Source organism: Pseudomonas sp. B12(2026), assembly GCF_057767015.1.
In genome coordinates this window covers 1227441-1246846 of the sequence record NZ_CM173430.1, presented here as the reverse complement: position 1 = coordinate 1246846, position 19406 = coordinate 1227441, and the positions used below count along the sequence as shown (strand labels likewise).

General features: G+C 67.0%; 20 protein-coding genes. 9 read left to right on the top strand and 11 right to left on the bottom strand.

The annotated features are described in order from the left end of the window. Nucleotides 1-340: 340 nt before the first annotated feature. The 5 genes from AC3B6A_RS05885 (at nt 341) to AC3B6A_RS05865 (ending at nt 6445) form a co-directional block, all read left to right on the top strand. A complete protein-coding gene (locus AC3B6A_RS05885) occupies nt 341-1663 on the top strand; it encodes an OprD family porin (RefSeq protein ID WP_488401356.1) in 1323 nt (440 codons plus the stop codon). Between the two features lie 369 nt (nt 1664-2032). Then, on the top strand, nt 2033-2377 hold the full coding sequence (locus AC3B6A_RS05880) for a hypothetical protein (protein WP_488401355.1): 345 nt from the start codon (nt 2033-2035) through the stop codon (nt 2375-2377). A 193-nt stretch (nt 2378-2570) separates the two neighbouring features. After that, nucleotides 2571-4223 (top strand): sensor domain-containing diguanylate cyclase, encoded by a 1653-nt coding sequence (locus AC3B6A_RS05875; RefSeq protein WP_488401354.1) that lies wholly within the window; start codon nt 2571-2573, stop codon nt 4221-4223. Between the two features lie 372 nt (nt 4224-4595). Further along, the gene (locus AC3B6A_RS05870; protein ID WP_488401353.1) at nt 4596-5399 is read left to right on the top strand and encodes a gamma-glutamyl-gamma-aminobutyrate hydrolase family protein; all 804 of its coding nucleotides are present in this window, start codon (nt 4596-4598) and stop codon (nt 5397-5399) included. 272 nt (nt 5400-5671) lie between these two features. Next, nucleotides 5672-6445 (top strand): SDR family NAD(P)-dependent oxidoreductase, encoded by a 774-nt coding sequence (locus AC3B6A_RS05865; protein ID WP_488401352.1) that lies wholly within the window; start codon nt 5672-5674, stop codon nt 6443-6445. Between the two features lie 8 nt (nt 6446-6453). On the opposite strand, the gene chrA is transcribed toward AC3B6A_RS05865, so the two are convergent. The 4 genes from chrA to AC3B6A_RS05845 all read right to left on the bottom strand — a co-directional run bounded on the left by chrA (nt 6454) and on the right by AC3B6A_RS05845 (nt 10776). Then, entirely contained in the window at nt 6454-7662 is a 1209-nt protein-coding gene (gene chrA, locus AC3B6A_RS05860) for a chromate efflux transporter (protein WP_488401351.1), read from the bottom strand. Nucleotides 7663-7771: 109 nt separating this feature from the next. Beyond that, nucleotides 7772-8731 (bottom strand): HlyD family secretion protein, encoded by a 960-nt coding sequence (locus tag AC3B6A_RS05855; protein ID WP_488401350.1) that lies wholly within the window; start codon nt 8729-8731, stop codon nt 7772-7774. 2 nt (nt 8732-8733) lie between these two features. Then, nucleotides 8734-9096: a DUF3302 domain-containing protein gene (locus AC3B6A_RS05850; protein ID WP_488401349.1), complete on the bottom strand. Its 363-nt coding sequence runs from the start codon at nt 9094-9096 to the stop codon at nt 8734-8736. Between the two features lie 411 nt (nt 9097-9507). Next, on the bottom strand, nt 9508-10776 hold the full coding sequence (locus AC3B6A_RS05845) for an RNA polymerase sigma factor (protein ID WP_488401348.1): 1269 nt from the start codon (nt 10774-10776) through the stop codon (nt 9508-9510). A gap of 275 nt (nt 10777-11051) precedes the next feature. On the opposite strand from AC3B6A_RS05845, the gene AC3B6A_RS05840 reads away from it, so the two are divergent. The 4 genes from AC3B6A_RS05840 to AC3B6A_RS05825 are packed head-to-tail and all read left to right on the top strand — an operon-like array spanning nt 11052 to nt 13144. Beyond that, on the top strand, nt 11052-11681 hold the full coding sequence (locus AC3B6A_RS05840; protein ID WP_488401347.1) for a DUF4388 domain-containing protein: 630 nt from the start codon (nt 11052-11054) through the stop codon (nt 11679-11681). 8 nt (nt 11682-11689) lie between these two features. Next, on the top strand, nt 11690-12190 hold the full coding sequence (locus tag AC3B6A_RS05835) for a GTP-binding protein (RefSeq protein ID WP_488401346.1): 501 nt from the start codon (nt 11690-11692) through the stop codon (nt 12188-12190). Between the two features lie 36 nt (nt 12191-12226). Then, the gene (locus AC3B6A_RS05830; RefSeq protein ID WP_488401345.1) at nt 12227-12595 is read left to right on the top strand and encodes a roadblock/LC7 domain-containing protein; all 369 of its coding nucleotides are present in this window, start codon (nt 12227-12229) and stop codon (nt 12593-12595) included. A 12-nt stretch (nt 12596-12607) separates the two neighbouring features. Continuing rightward, nucleotides 12608-13144, top strand: coding sequence for a protoglobin domain-containing protein (locus AC3B6A_RS05825; protein WP_488401344.1), 537 nt, complete (start codon nt 12608-12610; stop codon nt 13142-13144). A 90-nt stretch (nt 13145-13234) separates the two neighbouring features. Here AC3B6A_RS05825 and AC3B6A_RS05820 read toward each other — a convergent pair whose 3' ends face one another. The 7 genes from AC3B6A_RS05820 to AC3B6A_RS05790 form a co-directional block, all read right to left on the bottom strand. Continuing rightward, nucleotides 13235-13675, bottom strand: a complete 441-nt coding sequence (locus tag AC3B6A_RS05820) for a YybH family protein (RefSeq protein ID WP_488401343.1) — start codon at nt 13673-13675, stop codon at nt 13235-13237. Nucleotides 13676-13692: 17 nt separating this feature from the next. Continuing rightward, entirely contained in the window at nt 13693-14475 is a 783-nt protein-coding gene (locus tag AC3B6A_RS05815; RefSeq protein ID WP_488401342.1) for a DUF899 domain-containing protein, read from the bottom strand. Beyond that, nucleotides 14472-14624, bottom strand: a complete 153-nt coding sequence (locus tag AC3B6A_RS05810; protein ID WP_488401341.1) for a hypothetical protein — start codon at nt 14622-14624, stop codon at nt 14472-14474. The genes AC3B6A_RS05815 and AC3B6A_RS05810 overlap by 4 nt, the downstream gene beginning before the upstream one ends. A 34-nt stretch (nt 14625-14658) precedes the next feature. Continuing rightward, on the bottom strand, nt 14659-15189 hold the full coding sequence (locus tag AC3B6A_RS05805; RefSeq protein WP_488401340.1) for an SRPBCC family protein: 531 nt from the start codon (nt 15187-15189) through the stop codon (nt 14659-14661). 27 nt (nt 15190-15216) lie between these two features. Continuing rightward, nucleotides 15217-15585, bottom strand: coding sequence for a YciI family protein (locus tag AC3B6A_RS05800; RefSeq protein WP_488401339.1), 369 nt, complete (start codon nt 15583-15585; stop codon nt 15217-15219). 187 nt (nt 15586-15772) lie between these two features. Continuing rightward, complete coding sequence (locus AC3B6A_RS05795) at nt 15773-16777, bottom strand: fimbrial protein (protein ID WP_488401338.1); 1005 nt, start codon at nt 16775-16777, stop codon at nt 15773-15775. Nucleotides 16778-16794: 17 nt separating this feature from the next. After that, complete coding sequence (locus tag AC3B6A_RS05790; RefSeq protein WP_488401337.1) at nt 16795-19374, bottom strand: fimbria/pilus outer membrane usher protein; 2580 nt, start codon at nt 19372-19374, stop codon at nt 16795-16797. Nucleotides 19375-19406 lie beyond the last annotated feature (32 nt).

Here is a 19406-nt window from a genome sequence, read left to right as displayed (position 1 = left end):
ATCTCACCGTGCCCGCAGCGCCTGCAAACCGGGTATTCGCCCCAGTCCAGGGAACTTCCCGAAACACCCCGTCAATAGGCCGAAAGCCTGGATTATTACAATTCAATACATAGACCTTCTCATAATTCGTGATTTAAACCGCGAACTCTTTCGGCATTATTGCGTGGACTTTCCGCGTCTGGAGCAATGCGCGGAAAGTTCATTGCAACAATGTCAACGCAACTTCTTGCGATTTCCGCCGTGGTTATTCCATGAGTGGATTCATTGTGCCTGCCTATAAAAATTCCGGCCCTCACGCCATCTGAAAGGCCGGTTCTCCAAGACTCTAGGGGCAATATCCATGAAGCACCTCAAACGCAGCGCTATTGTGCTCGCTGTTTCCGCCGCCGCCGCCCAGTTCGCCAGCGCCGAACCCTTCGTCGCCGACCAGGCCGATGCAAAAGGCTTCGTCGACGATGCCAAGTTCGACGTGCTGCTGCGCAACTACTACTACGACCACGACGGCAAGAACGGCAACGGCGATAACCGTGACTGGACCCAGGGCTTCCTGGCCAACTTCTCCTCCGGCTTCACCCAGGGCACCGTCGGTTTCGGCGTGGATGCCTTCGGCTATCTGGGCCTCAAGCTCGACGCGGGCAGCGGCCGCGCCGGTACCGGCAACCTGCCGGTGGACAGCGACGGCAATCCCCAGGACGACTACGGCAAGGCCGGTGGCGCGCTGAAGGTGCGCATCTCCAAGACCGAGCTGAAAATCGGCGACATGCAGCCGGTCGCGCCGGTCTTCGCCGCCGGCGGCACCCGCCTGATCCCGCAGACCGCCACCGGCATCAACCTGCTGAGCAGCGAGATCGAGGGCCTGGACCTGGAAGCCGGCCACTTCACCTCCGGCACCAGCCCGATCACCACCGCCCGTGACGGCGGCCTGTTCGCGACCTACGCCGGCACCGAAACCAGCAGCGTCGACTACGTCGGCGGCAAGTACGCGATCGGCGACAACCTGAGCGTGTCGCTGTACGGCTCCGAGTTCGAGGACGTCTGGCGCCAGTACTACGGCAACGTGAACTACCTGCAGCCGCTGGGCGGCGACCAGTCCCTGGGCCTGGACTTCAACATCTACCGCACCACCGACCACGGCCAGGCCGACGCCGGCGAGATCAGCAACACCGCCTGGTCGCTGGCTGCCGCCTACTCCTTCCTGCAGGCGCACACCCTCACCCTGGCCTTCCAGAAGATCAACGGCGACACCCCGTTCGACTATGTCGGCTTCGGCGACAACGGCGCGGGCGCCACCGGCGACTCGATCTTCCTCGCCAACTCGGTGCAGTACTCCGACTTCAACGCGCCGGGCGAAAAATCCTGGCAAGCGCGCTACGACCTGGCGATGGACACTTACGGCGTGCCGGGCCTGAGCTTCATGACCCGCTATATCGCCGGCGACGACATCAACGATGTCGCCACCAACTCCGACTACAGCGGTCTTGGCTACCAACAAGGCGACAGCGAGCGTGAAACCGACGTCGAAGCCAAGTACGTGCTGCAGAGCGGCCCGGCCAAGGACCTGTCCTTCCGCATCCGCCAGGCTTGGCACCGTGGCGACGACAGCACCGGCGGCGACCTGAACGAGTTCCGCCTGATCGTCGATTATCCGCTGTCGATTCTGTAATTCGACACGGATAATCACGGAACAACTTCCGGAGTTTTCCGGAAGTTGTTCCGCTGTTCCCCCCTGCAATTATTGCAGCGAGACAGAAAGTCTCTTTTCCATATCGGGCTTTATCCACTCCCCCGAACTTTCTAGAATTTCCCCCATCTTCCCTGCTTCCGATATCGACTATCGTCGACTATCGGAAGACGACTCCTGACGTTGATATTGTGATTGCTCCTTCAACGTCCTTTCGAGCCGCTCCTTCTGGAGCGGCTTTTTTTATGCCCGGCCGGCGCCGGCGCAATTGGGTGGAATCACGCGGGAACATGGGCGGTCAAACGCTGGGAGACCCTGAATGTCCGCACAGCTGAAGGAGGCCACCTCGCCATGAGTGCAATGACTCTCGAAGGCTGGTGCAAGACCAGCGCCGACCAGAAACCCATCCCGTTGCAGGAAATCCACTTCTTCGTCAGCGACGCCGACCACCTGCGCCTGGAGCAGGCCGAGGAATACCTGCAGAACAGCGGAGCGCGTGACGTCATGGTGGACGCCGAGCTGGACGACCTCGACCTGAAGATGCCCGAAGGCTATGGCCCGTTGTCCGACTGCCAGTACCGCGTCTATCTCAACCAGGGCGACCACCGGGGACATTTCCACCTGGTGGGCCACCGGGCCAGCGATGGCAGCCTGATCTACACCAATGCCGTGCTGATCGACCAACTCCTGAGCTAGCCATCCTCCGCCCACCCGCCGCGAGGACGGCCCGTGATGCGGGCCGTCCGGTTCACTCGTCGCCCTTCCCGCAGGGGGAGATTGTGGCTCGCACCGCCCCGTGATCTCATAGGGCCATCTTCCGGACGCGAGACCCACTCGCCCTCCGCCAGACGGGAAACGCCCCCACTCTCCGGTGAAGAAGCAGCCACTCATGCAAACTTCCAGTGATCCTGAGGTTCAGGAGTACGGGCGATTCGACGGTTTATTGCGCCTGGCCCGTTCCTCGCTCGGCGCGGCCGCCGCATTGCTGGCCGATGCCCACGGCCGCCTGCTGGGCTTCGACGGTCTTGCCCACGAAGCCGCACAAACCTTCGCCACCCGGCTCTGCCTCGCTGCCGCATCGTCGCCGTCGCCCGGCCGCGAAGGCGATCTGCACCCGCTGTGCAGCATCGCCCTGCATGCCGCCGACGGCACCGCCCTGGGCTGGCTGTGCCTGCTGGACAACCCGCCGCGTACTCTGGAAGCCTCCGCGCAGCGCGTGCTGGACGATGCCGCCCGCATCGCGCGGGAACTGCTGGAGCGACCCGACGAAGGACAGCTCGCCCTGGCCATCGCCGGCAGCGGCACGGGCGTCTGGGACCGCCACGTGCCCGGCGGTCGGATTCACTACTCCACCGGCTGGAAAGCCCTGCTGGGCTACGCCGCCGACGAAATCGGCGATCGCATCGAGGACGCCTACCTCCGCGTCCATCCCGACGACCTCGACTACGTTCGGAAGGCCATCGCCGCGCACTTCGAGGGCCGCTCCCCGGTCTACGAAGTGGAACACCGGCTGCGCCACAAGGACGGCCACTACCTCTGGGTCTGCAGCCGCGGCAAGGTGGTCGAGCGCGACGCCGCCGGCCGCCCCCTGCGCATGATCGGCACCACCACCGACATCAGCACGCTGCGGGGCGTCTCCGAACAGCTGCGGCAGAACGTCCAGTTGCTCACCGACCTGACCAACGAAATCCCCGGCATGGTCTTCCAGTTCCGCCACCGGCCCGACGGCACCGGTACCTTCCCCTACGTCAGCGCCGGCGTGCAGGACATCTTCGGCATGCGCACGGAGCAGGTCAGCGAAGATTCGGCAGTCCTGCGCGAAGTGATCCACCCGGACGACCTGCCCGCGCTCTTCGCCGCGCTGGAAACCTCCGCCTCGACGCTGTGCCCGTGGCGCCACGAGTTCCGCGTGCGGCTCGCCGGGCGCGGCACCCTCTGGCGCCTGGGCAGCGCCCAGCCCAAGCGCCTGGACGACGGCAGCGTGATCTGGCACGGCCTGATCACCGACATCACCGAGCGCAAGCGCATCGAAGCCGAACTGCAGGTGCTGGCGACGACCGACTTCCTCACCCAGTTGCCCAACCGCCGGCACTTCATGCAACTGATCGAGGCCGAGCTGGGCCGCGTGCAACGCGCGCTGACGCGCGGCGCGGCGATCCTGATGTGCGACCTGGACCACTTCAAGGAGGTCAACGATCGCTGGGGGCATGGCGTGGGGGACGAGGCGCTGCGCCATTTCGCCGGCGTCCTCGGGCGGTCGATCCGCCGCATCGACTTCGCCGGACGCATGGGCGGCGAAGAGTTCGCGGTCGTGCTCGGCGACGCGGACATCGACAGCGCCGTGACCTTCGCCAGGCGCCTGCAGCAGCAACTGGCCGACCAGCCGCTGCTGCTGGGCTGCGAACGCATCCCGCTGAGCATCAGCATCGGCATCGCCACCCTGCAGGCCGACGACGGCTCGGTCGAGGCCGCCCTCTCGCGCAGCGACAGCGCGCTCTACCGCGCCAAGCACAACGGCCGCAACCGCATCGAGTGCCACTGAGCGGCCGGGCCGCGGGGCGGAGCGCGCCGCCCGGCTGCCTGCTGTCCTTAATGAAAAAACGTTCAGAATTTTTCACCATTATTTACAGGCGTTGTAAATAATGGACTTTTTAGTTCAAATCGATATCTATAAAAATCCTTTAAAATCAAATAGTTGAAACTATTGCCCGACAGGATTTCGGTCATTATTTTTAACGCCTCTCGCCGAAATTGTTTGACATATTTAACGGCTCTGGCAGGCTGGTAGGCAGGTTTCGACCGGGAAACCTCGCCTTCTGTGCGTTCCCGGCAGTGCTCGAAGCCTCAGGTAGCGCGCCCTCCAGCAGCGCGCCTGCACAAAAACGATGGGCTGCAGCCCGTCCAAAGGTGACATATGTCCAACAGCAACATTGGCAACAAGAAACAGCCCCTCCGCAAACCCGTCGTCCTGATGTCCATGGGCAGCCAAGAGCGCAAAGGCCACGACTATCAGGTAATGACCCACAAATACATCGTGCCCCTGGTCGAACAGGCCGACTGCGTGCCGGTCCTGGTGCCGACCTGCTGCGGCATCGACGACCTCGAACAGTACCTGGACATGGCCGACGGCGTGTACCTGACCGGCGCCGGCAGCAACATCGATCCGACCCTGTATGGCCAGGAGAACGAGACGCCCGGCAAAGCCCAGGACAAGGACCGCGACAACTTCGACATGCCCCTGATCAAGGCCGCCATCGCCCGCGGCCTGCCGATCTTCGGCATCTGCCGTGGCCTGCAGGAAATCAACGTCGCGCTCGGCGGCGACATCTACCAGACGGTCTACGCCGAGCCCGGCTTCAATGACCACCGCGAGAATCCCGAAGACCCGGTCGACGTGCAGTACAGCCCGGCCCACAACGTGCGCCTGCAGAAAGGCAGCTGGCTGCAGCAGTTGCTGGGCGACGAGATCCGCGTGAACTCGCTGCACGGCCAGGGCCTGAAGACCCTCGGCAAGGGCATCGAAGCCATCGCCCACGCTGAAGACGGCCTGGTCGAGGCGATCCACGCGCCGAGCCTGTCGTCCTTCCTCTTCGCGGTGCAGTGGCACCCGGAATGGAAAGCCGCGCAGAACCCCGACTCGGTGAAGATCTTCAAGGCCTTCGGCGACGCCTGCCGCCAGCAGGTCAAGAAGAAGCAGGCCCGCGCCCTCGCCGCCTGATTCGCTCCCGCGTCATGAAAAGCCCGGCCCCGTGCCGGGCTTTTTCGTTTGTGCCCATCGGGGAGTTGATGGGTATCGCTTCGCTCCACGCCATCCTACGTCCGGCTCGCAGCAGGCATGGCGGAGCGCATCTGTAGGATGGCGTGGAGCCTAAGCGATACCCATGCCGCAGCCGTCATCAGCCACGCGAATGGCGCGCCCTGCACGCCCTTGAGGACGCCTCGGGCTAATCTTGCCGATCAGCGATTTCCGCTCTCCGACAAAGGTGCCTCATGAGCAACGATCTCTTCTCCCTGGCCGGCAGGACCGTGCTGGTCACCGGCGCCTCCAGCGGCATCGGCGCCCACCTGGCGCGGGTCGCCGCCCGCGCCGGCGCGCGGGTGGTGCTGGCGGCGCGGCGTACCGAGCGGCTGGCGCAGCTGGCCGAGGCCATTCGCCAGGACGGCGGCGAAGCCCTGGCCGTGGCGCTGGACGTGACCGACCGCGCCAGCGTGGAAGCGGCCTTCGACAGCGCCGAGGCGCAGTTCGGCGTGGTCGACGTGGTGCTCAACAATGCCGGCATCGGCAACGGCCAGCGGGCCCTGGAGATCAGCGAGGAAGACTGGCGCGCGATGCTCTCCACCAACCTCGACGGCGTCTGGCGCGTAGCCCAGTGCGCGGCGCAGCGCCTGGCCAGGGCCAAGCGCGGCGGCAGCATCGTCAACATCGCCTCGATCCTCGGCCTGCGGGTGGGCGGCGGCTACAGCCACTACTGCGCGGCCAAGGCCGGCGTGGTGCAGCTGAGCAAGTCCCTGGCGCTGGAACTGGCGCGCCACCAGGTGCGGGTCAACGCCATCGCGCCGGGCTACTTCAAGACGGAAATGAACGACGCCTACTTCGACAGCGAGAAGGGCCAGGCCTACATCCGCGACAACGTGCCCATGCGCCGCCTGGGGCAGCTCCGCGAGCTGGAAGGCCCCTTCCTGCTGCTGGCCAGCGACGCCGGCGCCTTCATGACCGGCGCCGTGCTGGCGGTGGACGGCGGGCATCTGGTGAGCAGCCTGTAAGCCCCCCGTCACGGGGCGCCGAGCACGCCCCCTAGCAGCGCCGCCAGCAGCACCAGCGCCCACACCGGCAGCTTGCCGCTGGCCAGCGCCAGCCAGGCCAGCGCCACCAGAGCGATATCCAGCGGCGCGGCGATGGCTTCGCGGCCGATCGGCTGGTAGAGCGCCGCCAGCAGCAGGCCGACCACCCCCGCATTCACCCCCGCCAACGCCGCGCGCAGCCAGCGGCGCTGACGCACGCCCTCCCAGAACGGCAGCACGCCGAGCACCAGCAGGAACGACGGCAGAAATATCGCCAGCAGGCAGAGCAGCGCGCCGCCCAGGCCGGACGGCGCGACCTGCATCGCCGCACCGAGGAAGGCGGCGAAGGTGAACAGCGGCCCCGGCATCGCCTGCGCGGCGCCATAGCCGGCGAGGAAGGCCTGCCCGTCGACCCAGCCCGGCTCGACCACCGCGGCCTGCAGCAGCGGCAGCACCACATGGCCACCGCCGAACACCAGCGCACCCACCCGGTAGAAGGCGTCGAAGCGCGCCAGCGCGCCGCTGGACGACCCGCCGGCGAGCACCGGCAGCAGCGCCAGCAGGCCGAAGAACAGCAGCAGATAGACAGCGCCGAGGCGGCGCGACGGCAGACCGCTCCACGGCGGGCCCGGCGCCACCGGCGGCGGACGCAGCGCCAGCACGCCGATCAGCCCGGCCGCGGCGATCAGCAGCAACTGCCCGAGCGCCCCCGGCCAGAGCAGCGCCAGCAGCGCCGCCGCCAGCATCAGCGCCCGTCGCGGCCAGTCGGGGCACAGCGAACGCGCCATCCCCCACACCGCCTGCGCCACCACCGCCACCGAGACCAGCATCAGCCCGTGCAGGGCGCCGGCGGGCAGCCAGCCGGCCTGGCCGTCCAGGCCCAGGGCGAACAGCGCCATCAGCAGCGCCGACGGCAGGGTGAAGCCCAGCCAGGCCGCCAGGGCGCCGGCCTGCCCCGCGCGCAGGGCCCCCAGCGCCATGCCGACCTGGCTGCTGGCCGGCCCCGGGAGGAACTGGCAGAGGCCGATCAGCTCGGCGTAGTGCGCCTCGTCCAGCCACTGGCGCCGGCGCACGAACTCCTCGCGGAAATAGCCCAGGTGCGCCACCGGGCCGCCGAACGAGGTCAGCCCCAGGCGCAGGAAGATCAGGAATATCGAGAGGACGGAAACGGACCCTTCGGTCCGGCTTGGCAGGGACATGGCTGGCGGCAACCTTCCGGAAACGGAGGCCGCCCTCCCCGGACGGCCGAAACCGTCCGAGGATAAACCGCCGATGCGACGCGTGCATGGCGGCGAGCGGATCAGACCGTCAGTGGAACGGGAAGATGTAGTTCATCCAGGCCGCCATGCGCAGGAGAATCTTGCGCATCACCGCCACGTGGTGGAAGTGCTCGCTGTAGATCGCCGCCTGCCCGTAGGCGCCACCGGGCAACAGGTTCTTGTACGGCTCGTAGGCCGGATCGGTGATCTCGATCATCACCGGCACCCGCCCCGGCGGCGGCGAGGTGCTGTAGCTGATCAGCGTGCCCGAGGGCTGCACCTGGCCTTCGCCGATCACCGCGATGACCTGCTTGACCTTGCCCTGGAACACCCGCCCCGGAATGCCGTCGAACGCCACCTCGGCCTCGTCGCCGGGGGTCAGGCGCAGCTGGCTGTTCTGCCGCATCCAGGCCACGAAGTACTGGCCTTCGTCCGGAATGAACACCATCGGCGGCCGGACCGGCAGCTTGCTCACCCGCATCCCCGGGCGCAGCGAGACGTGGGTGACATAGCCACGGGACGGCGCGCGCACCGTGGTGTGGTCGAGGTTGTACTGGGCGGTCGACAGCTGCGCCGAAAGATCGCTGACGCGGGCGTTCAGCACATCGACGTCACGCCGGTTGCCGACGTTGCGCTTGTACAGTTCGCTGGCCCGGCTCAGGTCGGCGCGCGCCGAAACCAGTTGCGCCTCCAGCGAACGCACCTTGTCCTGGTACGGCAAGGGGTCGATGCGGAACAGGACATCGCCCTTGTTCAGCATCGCGTTGCCCTTCACCGGCACCTCCAGCACATCGCCCGACACCACCGGCACGATCGGCGTGGAGACGAAGTAACTGCGCGCCACCTCGCTGTACGGGTGGTTGTAGTTCATGGTGAAGATCAGCGCGCCGATCAGCACCACGCCGCCCAGCACGGCGGTGGGCACCGTCCATTTGTTCAGCGGGATGCGGAAGATCTTGAAGATCGCGATGCACAGTGCGGCATAGGTCAGGATGAGCAGCAGATCCATCTTCAGTTCCCCCCTTCCTGCGCGGAGCCCTGCGGCCCCGGAGGCGCCCCGGCCTCCAGCCGGTCCAGGCGCGCCTGCAACTCACTGACCTGGGCTTCCAGTTTCAGCACATGCGCCTTGGGCGTGCCGCCGTCACCGAAGCCCCAGCCACGGTCCTCGCGGTAGAGCATCGCCCAGATCCACAGGAACGGCCACAGCGCGTGCAGGGTGAACAGGCTCACCCAGCCGGCGGCGTGGATTGCGTCCTGGTGCGGGTGCTTGCGGTGCACCGCGATCTCGTAGGGGATGTCGTGCAGCACGATGATGCCGTAGAACAGCACCACCGCCGCGAAGATCAGCACCCCCAGGGCAAAGTAATCAAGCATGGTCTTTCCTCGAAATGGCCATCGGTTCAACGCTCCCTACGCCTTGCGCACAACGATCCGCGCCACGGCGTACTGCCCGCGTCCGACCTGGGCGGCCCGGATGCACGCCGAATGGCCCGACGCATCGAAGCGTCGGGCCGGATCGGCATGCCATCGAGTTTCAGCGCCGCCCCTGTCAGCCGTTCGTCGACCGCCGCCGTGGAATATCCAGTCTGTCGCTGGTTTTCCGGAATTCGCGCGCACTCGTCAACGGCCGGGTTGCCGCAGGCAATCCCCATGCTCCAGCGTAGCCGAGCCGCGGCCTGCGTGGCGCCCCGGCGCGCACAAAAAACGCGATCGGCGGGAGGTACAGGCGTTGGCAAACGGGACCGCCGAGCATGCCATCGACGGCGCTCGCAGTTTTTCGAGCCCTCAACTGCGCGGGCCGGCGCCGTCCAGCTCGCGCAGGCGCTGCTCCAGGAAGCGCCGTTCCGGCCCCTGGCGCACCAGCTCCAGCGCCCGCGCATAGGCCGCGCGCGCCTCGTCGCGGCGCTCCAGGCGCCGGCACAGGTCGGCGCGGGCCGCGTGGGCCAGGTGGTAATCCTGCAGTTCGCCACGGGCGAGGATGGTGTCCACCTGCGCCAGCCCGGCCTGCGGGCCGTCGCGCATGGCCAGCGCCACCGCGCGGTTGAGCTCGATCACCGGCGAGGGCTGGAGGCCCAGCAACGCATCGTAGAGGCCGACGATCCGCGCCCAGTCGGTGCTGGCGAAATCCGCCGCCACCGCGTGCTCGGCGGAAATCGCCGCCTGCAGGGTGTAAGGGCCGGCCCGGCCGGTCGCCAGCGCGGCGACGATCAGCTGCCGGCCCTCGTCGATCTGTGCGCGGTTCCAGCGGCTGCGCTCCTGCTGGTCGAGCAGTACCATCCCGCCATCCTCGCCGGTGCGCGCCTCGCGCCGCGATTCGTGCAGCAGCATCAGCGCCAGCAGCCCCATCACCTCCGCCTCCGGCAGCAGTTCGAGCAACTGGCGGCCCAGCCGTATGGCCTCGGCGGACAGGTCGGTGCGGGTCAGCGAGTCGCCCACCGTGGCCGAATAGCCCTCGTTGAACACCAGGTAGATCACCCGCAGCACGCTGGCCAGGCGCTCCGGCAGCTCGGCGGCTTCCGGCACCTGGTAGGGAATCCGCGCATCGCGGATCTTCGCCTTGGCGCGGACGATGCGCTGGGCGATGGTCGCCGGCGTGGCGAGATAGGCGCGGGCGATCTCCTCGGTCCGCAGGTCGCAGACCTCGCGCAGGGTCAGCGGCACCTGGGCGTCCGCCGCCAGCGCCGGGTGGCAGCAGGTGAAGATCAGCCGCAGGCGGTCGTCCGCGACACTCGCGTCGGCCTGCTCCTCCACCGACTGCGCATCGACCTCCAGTTGCTCGGCGATCTGCAGCATCGAGGCGTCGAAACGCGAACGGCGGCGCAGGCCGTCGATCGCCTTGAAGCGCCCGGCGGACACCAGCCACGCGCGCGGATTGGCCGGCACGCCATCGCGCCGCCACTGCTCCACGGCGGCGGCGAAGGCTTCGTGCAGCGCCTCCTCGGCCAGGTCGAAATCCCCCAGCAGGCGGATCAGCGTGGCCAGCACGCGGCGCGACTCGCGGCGGTAGACGTCGTCCACCACATCGCGCAGGGCCTGGGGGGCGTAGTCGTGCATGGCTATCAGCGGTCCTTGGGGGGAGAGGGGTCTGCCTATCCTGCACGGGTTTTCGCCAAGGCCAGGCAATGTTCGGACAGACAGAACGTTGAGCGGCGTTTTTCCCGGCGTCGTTGGGCGATCTCCGCCACCATCGCCCCGCAGCCCTGAAAAGCAAGGCCCGCCCCCGCACTCCACGTTTCAGAAACGTCTTAAGGCCCCGGCGACGGGTCGCGGCTCTAATGTCGCCCGGCTCCAGCGTGAGAGCCATTCAAGCCCCAGCGAGTACCCGTGCCTTGGCCATCTTCGGAAAACTAGCAGACTTCTCCGTCAGGGAAATCCTGTCCGTCATCGGCGGGCGCACCGGCAATCTCCTGATCGAAAACGACGGCGGCCGCCGGCTGCATGTACACCTTTCCAGCGGACGCATCACCCGCGTCAGCATCGAACGCACCCTCGACACTTCCCACGAAATTTCACTGGCGCTCAAGCGCCTGAGCGAAGGACAAGGCTCCTTCCACTTCGACGCCCATCCCGCTGAATCCGCCCCGCCCGGTCCACTGGCGCTGAACTGGGAAGAGCTGCTGCCCGCCAGCGCCAGCGAGCCCCAGGCCGAAGCGCCGGCCGAAGCCCTGCCCCACCCGCAAACGCGCTTCATGCTGATCAAGGGGCGCACCGTGAACCTGCCCCCGGCGCTCGACGAATTCCTCCTGCGCAGCAGCCATCTGCTGGAGCGCGGAGCCAGCGCCGAGCAGTTGAGCGGGAAGCTCGGCGTCTCCCTGGAAATCGTGCAGCTCCACCTCAAGCACCTGCGCGAGGTGAAGAAGATCTGGCCGGTGCGCGCCTACAGCGAAAACCCGCAAGCCCCGCAAACCCAAACCAACACATCCCTCGCCAAACGCCTGCTGGGACTCTTCCTGAAATGACATCGATCGTGAAAATCCTGATCTCGGGCCCGGTCGGCGCAGGGAAAACCACCCTGATCCGAACGCTCTCGACCATCCCGGTGGTCAACACCGACGAACTCAGCACCGAACAGATCGGCAAAGAGCGAACCACCGTCGCCCTGGACTTCGGCCAGATGGACCTCGGCGAATTCAGCCTGCACCTGTTCGGCACCCCCGGCCAGAGCCGCTTCGACTTCATGTGGGAAGTCCTCGGCGAAGGCGCTTTCGGCATGCTCCTGCTGGTGGCCTGCAACCGCCCCGAGGACTTCCCCAATGCCCGGCGCATCCTCGAATTCGTCACCAGCCGCCACCCCATTCCCTTCCTCGTGGCCCTGACCCACGGCGACGTCGCCAGCGCCGCCTGGCTGCCGGAAGACGTCGGCGCCTACTTCGGCATCCCCGCCGAGCAGGTCGTCTCGATCCACCCGGAAGATCGGGCAAGCGCCGAACTCGCACTCATCCAGCTGGTTCGCCAGCTGTGCATCTAACTACAGACAACGCTTCTCGGGAGCGGAGGTTTCACCATGAGCAAACAAACGCAGTTACTGGAGGCACTGGACCGTCTGAACAAGGCGATCCCCGCGATCAAGGGCAGCCTGCTGAGCACGCTGGACGGCATCGCCATCGTCCAGGTCATCAATGACGTGGCGGTCGACCCCGCGCGCGTCGCCGCCATGTCCGCAACGGCCATCGGCGTCGGCAAGCGCATCAGCGAAACGCTGAAGGTCGGCCAGTCCCGCGAGATCAGCCTGCAGGCCAGCGAAGGGCGCGTGTTCATCTATCTGGTCGGCAGCAAGGCGTGCCTGTCGCTGGTCACGCTGCCCGACAGCAACACCGGCCTGATCCAGATCGAAGTGGCCGACGCCATCGAGCAACTGAACGCCATTCTCTAAGAAGAGCAGACCATGAGCGAAGACCGCAAAAGCTGGGAAACCAAGAACGAATTCATCGTCAGGGAGCTGCTGCAGCTGATCGACATTTCCGCGCAGGAGTGTGCCCTGCTCGCCAGCCTGCAGCCGCAGGCCAAGGTCGCCAGCGAACAGCTGATCGTGGATTTCTACGATCGCCTGCTCAAGCACGAGGCAACCCGTGAATTCATCACCGACACCAAACGCCTGGGCAACACCCTGTCCGACTGGTTCACCGAACTGTTCGGCGGCACCTACGACGACGCCTACGCCCTCAAACGCCTGAACATCGGCATGGTCCACGTGCGGATCGGCCTGCCGGTGCGCTATCCGCTGGCGATGCTCGACGTCATCGCCCAGCACGGCGAAAAGATCGCGGCAACCAAGGGGCCGGAAGCGGTCGCCGCCTTCCGCAAGATCCTCGCGCTGGACGTGGCGACCTTCAACCAGTCCTACGAAAGCAACCAGCTCAGCCACCTCGCCGAGCTGACCGGCAGCGAGCGCCTCGCTCGACGCCTGCTGGCGGGCATGTAACCCACCGGCCGGCGCAGCCAAGCGCCGGCCGGCCCCTCGCGCCACCCGCGCCCGGTATCGTCGCCCCTGCGATACCGGGCGCACCTCCCCTCAAGGCTTGGCATCGAACAGCAACTGCCCCGTCGCCGGATCGAACGGAATCGAGAAATGCTCGTGGGCGATCTTCCACTGCCCCGCCTCGCGGCGCAGGCCAACCGTGACGCGCACCCAGGAAGCATTGTGCTGCCCCTTGTCGTCGGTGCCGCCGCAGTAGGCCAGGTAATGGCCGAAGGCGGTGTCGTCGCCGCCCTCGAAGCTCAGATCGCGCATCTCGAAGGTGCTTTCCTTGCACATCTGCAGGCAGTCGCGCCAATGGCTGGCGTAGGCTTCCACGCCCTTGAACTGCAATTGCTTCACCGCATCGAAGGCGAGGATGTCGCGGGTGTAGTGGCGGGTGATGCCCTCCACGTCGGCGGCGCGCACGGATTTCAGCCAGCTCTCCAGCAGCGCGTGCAGATCGGTGTGGGCGGCGTTCTTTTCAGCGGCAGTCATGGGTGATTTCCTCCAGGTCAGGAGCCGCAGCAGCTGTGCGGCTGCGGGGCTTCGTCGTATTCGTCGTGCAGGCGCGTCCAGTGCATGCCCTTGCCTTCGTAGTCGGGCATCCCGCCCCAGCCCTCGCCGCGCCCGAGCGGCGTGAGGTCGAGCAGGTGATAGGTGAGCATCAGCGCGTCCAGCCCGCGGCTGTAGGTCGAGTAGCTGTGGAAAACCTGCTCGCCGTCGCGCAGGAACACGCTCAGGCCCGGCTGCTCGCCCTGCACGTGGTAACGCTGGCCGAGGCGTTCCAGTTCGGCCTTGTCACGGTAGTTGTACTCCACCGGCGCGACCTGCTCGTCGATGCTGACGTGGAAGTCGTAGTTGAAGTCGCTGCCGAACGACGAATACCAGGGGAACGCCCAGCCCATGCGCGCGCGGAACGGCGCAATCTCCTCCAGCGGCGCGCGGGACACCATGGCGAAGCTGGTGCCGCGTGCGTGCAGGTGCTCCAGCCGGTCGAAGTTGTCGATCAGGAAGGAGCAGCCCTCGCAGCCCCGGGCTTTGTCGCGGTGGAACATGAAATGGTAGACGATCAGCTGCGGCCGCCCCTCGAACAGGTCGAGCAGGCGCACCGTGCCGCGCGGGCCCTCGAAGCGGTAATCCTTGTCGATGCGCACCACCGGCAGTGCCCGGCGCACGGCACTCAGCGCATCGCGGGCGCGGGTGGCGGCCTTCTCCTGTTCCAGCAGTTGCTTGCGCGCTTGCAGCCACTCTTCACGGGAGGCCACGCGGGGAAAGGGTTGATTGGCGAGACTCATGACGCACGCTCCTGGGCACGGCCCGATGGCGGGTTGGGGCGCACGCGGCGTTTGCCGCGCAGCCGGGTGATGGCGAACGCGCTGGCGCCGCCGGCGGAAAGAACGCCGGACACCGCCAGCGTCAGAGTGGAAAGACACAGGGGACACATGGCAGACCTCCTCGTGGTCGCCCGATGGGGAAGCTCAGCCCTGTTCGCCGAGCCGCTTGAGACTGGCCAGGCCCGCCTCGAAGTCCTTGCCGACCATGCTGTCCACATCGATGAACAGGTGCATGATCTTCGCCACGAAGGGCACCGGGCCGAACATCGCCCAGGTCACCTCGGTGCCGCCGTCGCGCGGCACCAGGGTGAATTCGGCGGTATTGCTGGCCTTGAACGGCTTGCGGAACTCCAGGGCGATGGTCACGCGGCTGCCGGGGTCGTTCTCGACGATCTCCATCCGCCCTTCCCCGGCCTTGCCGTTGCCGGCCCAGGCGTACACCGCGCCCCGGCCCTTCTCGGCACCGGAGAAGGTGCGCTGCATCTGCGGGTCGAGCGCCTCGAAGGGCGACCAGCGCTGCCACTGGCGGAAGTCCTCGATGTAGCCCTGGATCTTCTCCGGCGGCGCCTGGATGCGCGCGGTGCGCTCCACGCGGAAGGTGCCCGGGCGATTCGCCGCCAGCACCAGGACCACCACCACGGCCAGTGCCACCACCAACGCAATCCACTTGAGCATCACATTCTCCTGACGCGTGAAGCGGGCTCAGTGCCCGGCGAAATAGCGGTCCCAGTCGCGGACCGGGCGGACTTCCACGGCGCCGAGCCGGCCGCTGGGAATGCCTCCTGCGATCTGCAGCGCCTCGTTGAGGTCGCGGGCGTCGATCAGCACGAAGCCGCCCAGGTATTCGCGGGTCTCGGCGAAGGGCCCGTCGGTGATCGCCAGCCCCGCCGCGCCGTGGCGCAGCGTGGTGGCGGTTTCCACCGTTTCCAGCGCCTCGGAGGCGAGCACCAGCCCGGCCTCGCGCAGGTGCCGGTCGTTGGCGAAACACTCGTCCATCAGGCGGCGGTATTCCCCGGCCGACAGGCTGGAGAGACGCTGGTCGTCCACGTAGATCAGGCAGAGGTACTTCATGGCCGGCTCCCGCACGTTGCCGTTGCAGTTACCGAGTAGTCGAAGGGCGCGGGGAGAAATCGACAGGGGAAGGGAAAAAACTCGCGGAACGCGCGCCACCTCGCCAGATCGCCCTCAAGCGGGCGCTCTGGGAGGCGGCTTTTGCCGTTCGTCGGGGGTGCAGCCCGGGGCGCCGGGCACTGGCGCCTCACTCGTAGAACAACGTGAAAGTCGCCGTGGCGGAAACCGTCCCCGCCACCATGTCCTCGATATCGACGGTGCGGTAGTAGCGGGCGGTCAGGGGAATACTCACCGGGGTCTCGGACGTCGTTGCAACGTAGAACTGCTTCTCCCCCAGCGGCAGCCGCTCGTTGCTGCCCAGGTCGCCTTTGTAGAGGAGGACGCCGACGCCCGCCGCCGTACCGGTGTTCCTCAGCACGCCGTTGCCGGTGTCGTCCTGGGTGCCAGTGACCTGGTAGTTGACCTTCACCCCGCTGTCGCACCGCAAGTTGATGTTGAAGGTGCGCGCCTTGTCGTTGGCCAGAGGGAGCCGCGAGCTGGTGTCGAAATCGGTCTTGGCGATGATCGGCAGGGGCACGTCGATGCTGGGGTTGCTCACGTCGCAGATCCGGTCGGCGATATCAAAGGAAGCGAAAATGGTCCGTCCTGCCACCGCAAGACGGTCATAGAGGACTGAGGCATTAGTGATGATGACGGGCAACGAGGAGCCAGTAACGATCTTCCCGGTCTTGATCAGGACCACCCGCCAGTTGACTTTCAGCTCGTAGTTCGGACGGTCCAGGACCCAGTTCATGCTGCGTAGCGGGGTGATCCTGGTCCAGTCGGAGTCGCAGCTGGAGTTCACCTCATCACACCAGAACAGCGCGATGCCAACTCCATCGATACCGGTCTCGTACACAGAGGGAAAGCCATTACTGGTATACCCCGGCACCAGCGCGCCCGAGCCAATGCGGATGAAGTCGCCACGGACGGTCCCCGAAGGCAAGGGATCGCAAGTGATCGTGATTGTTGCGCTGCTCCTCCAGCCACTGTCCCAGATTACCGTACCGTTGGCGGCGTCGCGCGGGATGCTCAGTTTGCTCGGCGTTGTTATGGAAGGGGGAAAGTCAGCTACGCTGCCGCCCGAGAATTGGCATGCCGCCAACGCCGAACGCGCGCAGAACAGGACAAGAAGCAGGATCAGGATTCGCATGGCTGGGCCTCGCATGGTCAGCGGCCGGCGACCTGCGTCGGCCCGGTGGCGCGGGCGCACAGCGCCTCGGCCTTGATGAAGACGGAAGCGCCCTTCGCTTCCGCCGACGGCAACTGGTAGCGCACCCGGCATTGCCGGTCGCCGCTCTCGCCCCAGCGCACGGTCAGCTCGCCTTCGCGCTCGGCAGCGCGGATGAACACGCGGCTGCCCTGCCCCACCAGCGTCAGGCTGTTGCCCTGGGCGTCGAGCACCTCGGCGCCGACCGGCAGCGCCTCGCCGCGCTCGTCGCGCAGGGTCAGCAGCACCGGCTCGCCGCTGACCGTGGGGTACTTGAGCAGCACCACGGCGCCGTAGCGCGGCGCGACGTTCTGCGAGGTGAGCTGGAGTTCGACGTCGTCGGCGGTGCCCTTCGGGTCCAGCGCCACTTCGTTCTGCCGGTAAGGCATCAGGCTGGAGACCACGCCGTAGCCGCTGCCGTCCACCTTCGCGCCGCTGCTGTTGAGCAGCCGCGCGCCTTCGGCGCCCTTGGCCTCGACGATGGCGCGGGTCTCGCCCTGGGCCTGGCTGAAGGTGATGCCGCCCGGATGCGCCACCACGCTGCCCGACAGCCCCAGGCCGATCTGGCGGAAGCCGTCGCCTTCGCTGTAGCTGCCGGAGAGATTGCTGCTGGCCGCGCGGTACTGCGCGTTGACGCCGCCGGCGGTGCTGGTGTCGCCGGCGGAGCGTGAGCGCGAGCCGTACACGCCGTAGCTGAATTCGTTGAACTCGCCCAGGGAGCCGGAAACGCTCAGCTGGCTGTTCAGGTCGCCCTTGTCCGAGCGGGTGGTGGAGCTGCTCAGGTACGGCGCATGGCTGGAGCTGCCCAGCGGCAGCGACAGGCTGAGCATGTACTGGGTGTCGGTTTCGCCGTAGCCCATGCGCGTGCGGCTGGCCGACAGGCTCAGGCTGCCCCAGCGGTAGCCGTTGGAGTAGCCGGCCTGGTAGCTGGTGTCGCTGGACTTGCCGGGCTGCCAGTAGTTCTGCGACGAGCCGCTCAGGTACAGGCTGCCGTAGCCATCGGCCAGCGGCTGGTTGATGTTCACCTGCACGCGGTTGCGCTGGCGGTAGGGCGCGTAGGCGCTGGCGTCCCGCGCCTGGGCGTAGTCGGCGAAGTTCAGGTAACCCTCGCTGGAGAAGCGGTAGGCCGCCACCACGAAGTTGGTGCGGGTGGATTCCAGCAGCTTGCTGTAACTGAGCCGGTAGCTCTGCCCGCTGGGCGAGCCGTCCAGGCCGTCGCGCGCCGGCAGGCCCGAGGCGCTGGAGTGGGTGGCGTCGAAGGCGAAGGCGCCCAGCGGCGTGCTCAGCGCCAGCCCGCCCTGCAGCGCCTGGTACTGGTCGGCGATGATGCCGCCAGTGTAGCCGGTCCAGGTGTTGGAGATGCCGCGCTGGTAGGTGCCCTGGACGAAATTGGGCGCATCGGCGAGACGGTCGTCGCGGTACCGGCCGGCGGTGAGGCTGTAGCGCGAGGTGCCAGGGCGCAGCAGTTGCGCCACCGAAGCGAAGGGCACGGTGAAGCTGCGGGTACGGCCGTCGGCCTCGGTGATGGTCACTTCCAGGTCGCCCGAGTAGCCGGTGTTGTACAGGTCGTCGATGACGAAGGGCCCCGGCGCCACGCTGGTTTCGTAGATCACGCTGCCGCCCTGGCGCACGGTGACCCGCGCGTTGCTCTCGGCGTTGCCGCGGATGGCCGGGGCGAAGCCGCGCTGGGAGTCGGGCAGCATGCGGTCGTCGGAGGCGAGCTGGACGCCGCTGTAGGGCACGCTGTCGAACAGCTCCGAGGGGGTGTAGTACTCGCCCAGGGTCAGTTGCGACTTGAGCCCGGTCAGGTCGCGCTGGGCGTAGCTGCTCACCGCGTCGTAGTTGCTGGTGGTCGTGCCGTTGCCGGCGCTGCGGCTGTAGCTGCCGTTGTGGCGCAGGCGCCAGTCGCCCAGATTCAGCCCGGCGTTGAGACCGGCGTAATACTGGGTGCTGCCCTGGCCGCCGCCTTCGTTGCGGTAGGCGTTGGCGTTGTAGTCGACGAAGGCGGCGGTGACACCACGGTCCCAGTCGCGCGGGTCGACATAGCCGCGCACCACGCGGCTCAGGTATGCCTGGGGAATGCTCAGGTCCAGGCGCAGGCCGGAGAGGTCGAGCTCGGCGCGGGCGTTGGGAATGCGCTGCGCGACGTCGATGCAGTCGTCGTCTGCATCGCTGCCCGCCGGCGCGGGCGGGAGGCTCTCGCCGTCCAGGCCGAGGCTGGACAGCTGCTGGCGGGCGAAGCAGTAGCGCGGCGGCTGGCCGTCGCGCACGCGCACTTCCTGGCGGCCGATCCAGTTCTGGTTGACGTAGACGTCCAGCCGGTAGCTGCCCGGCGTCACCGGGTTGCCGCGCTCGAAGCGGCTGACGTCGATCTGGCTGCCCGCCGGCCCTTGCAGGAACGCCGGGTTGAAGGAGGCTTGCAGGTCGCTGTCGGCCGTGGCCTTGGTGGCAGCGGCCAGAGCGGCGCCAATCGCGACGGCCAGCAGCAGACGCTGGACGTTCGGCGGCCCACCTGCGGTTGCATGCGGTGTCGGAGGCATGATTGTCCCTACGGGGTTGGACGCGAGGGGCG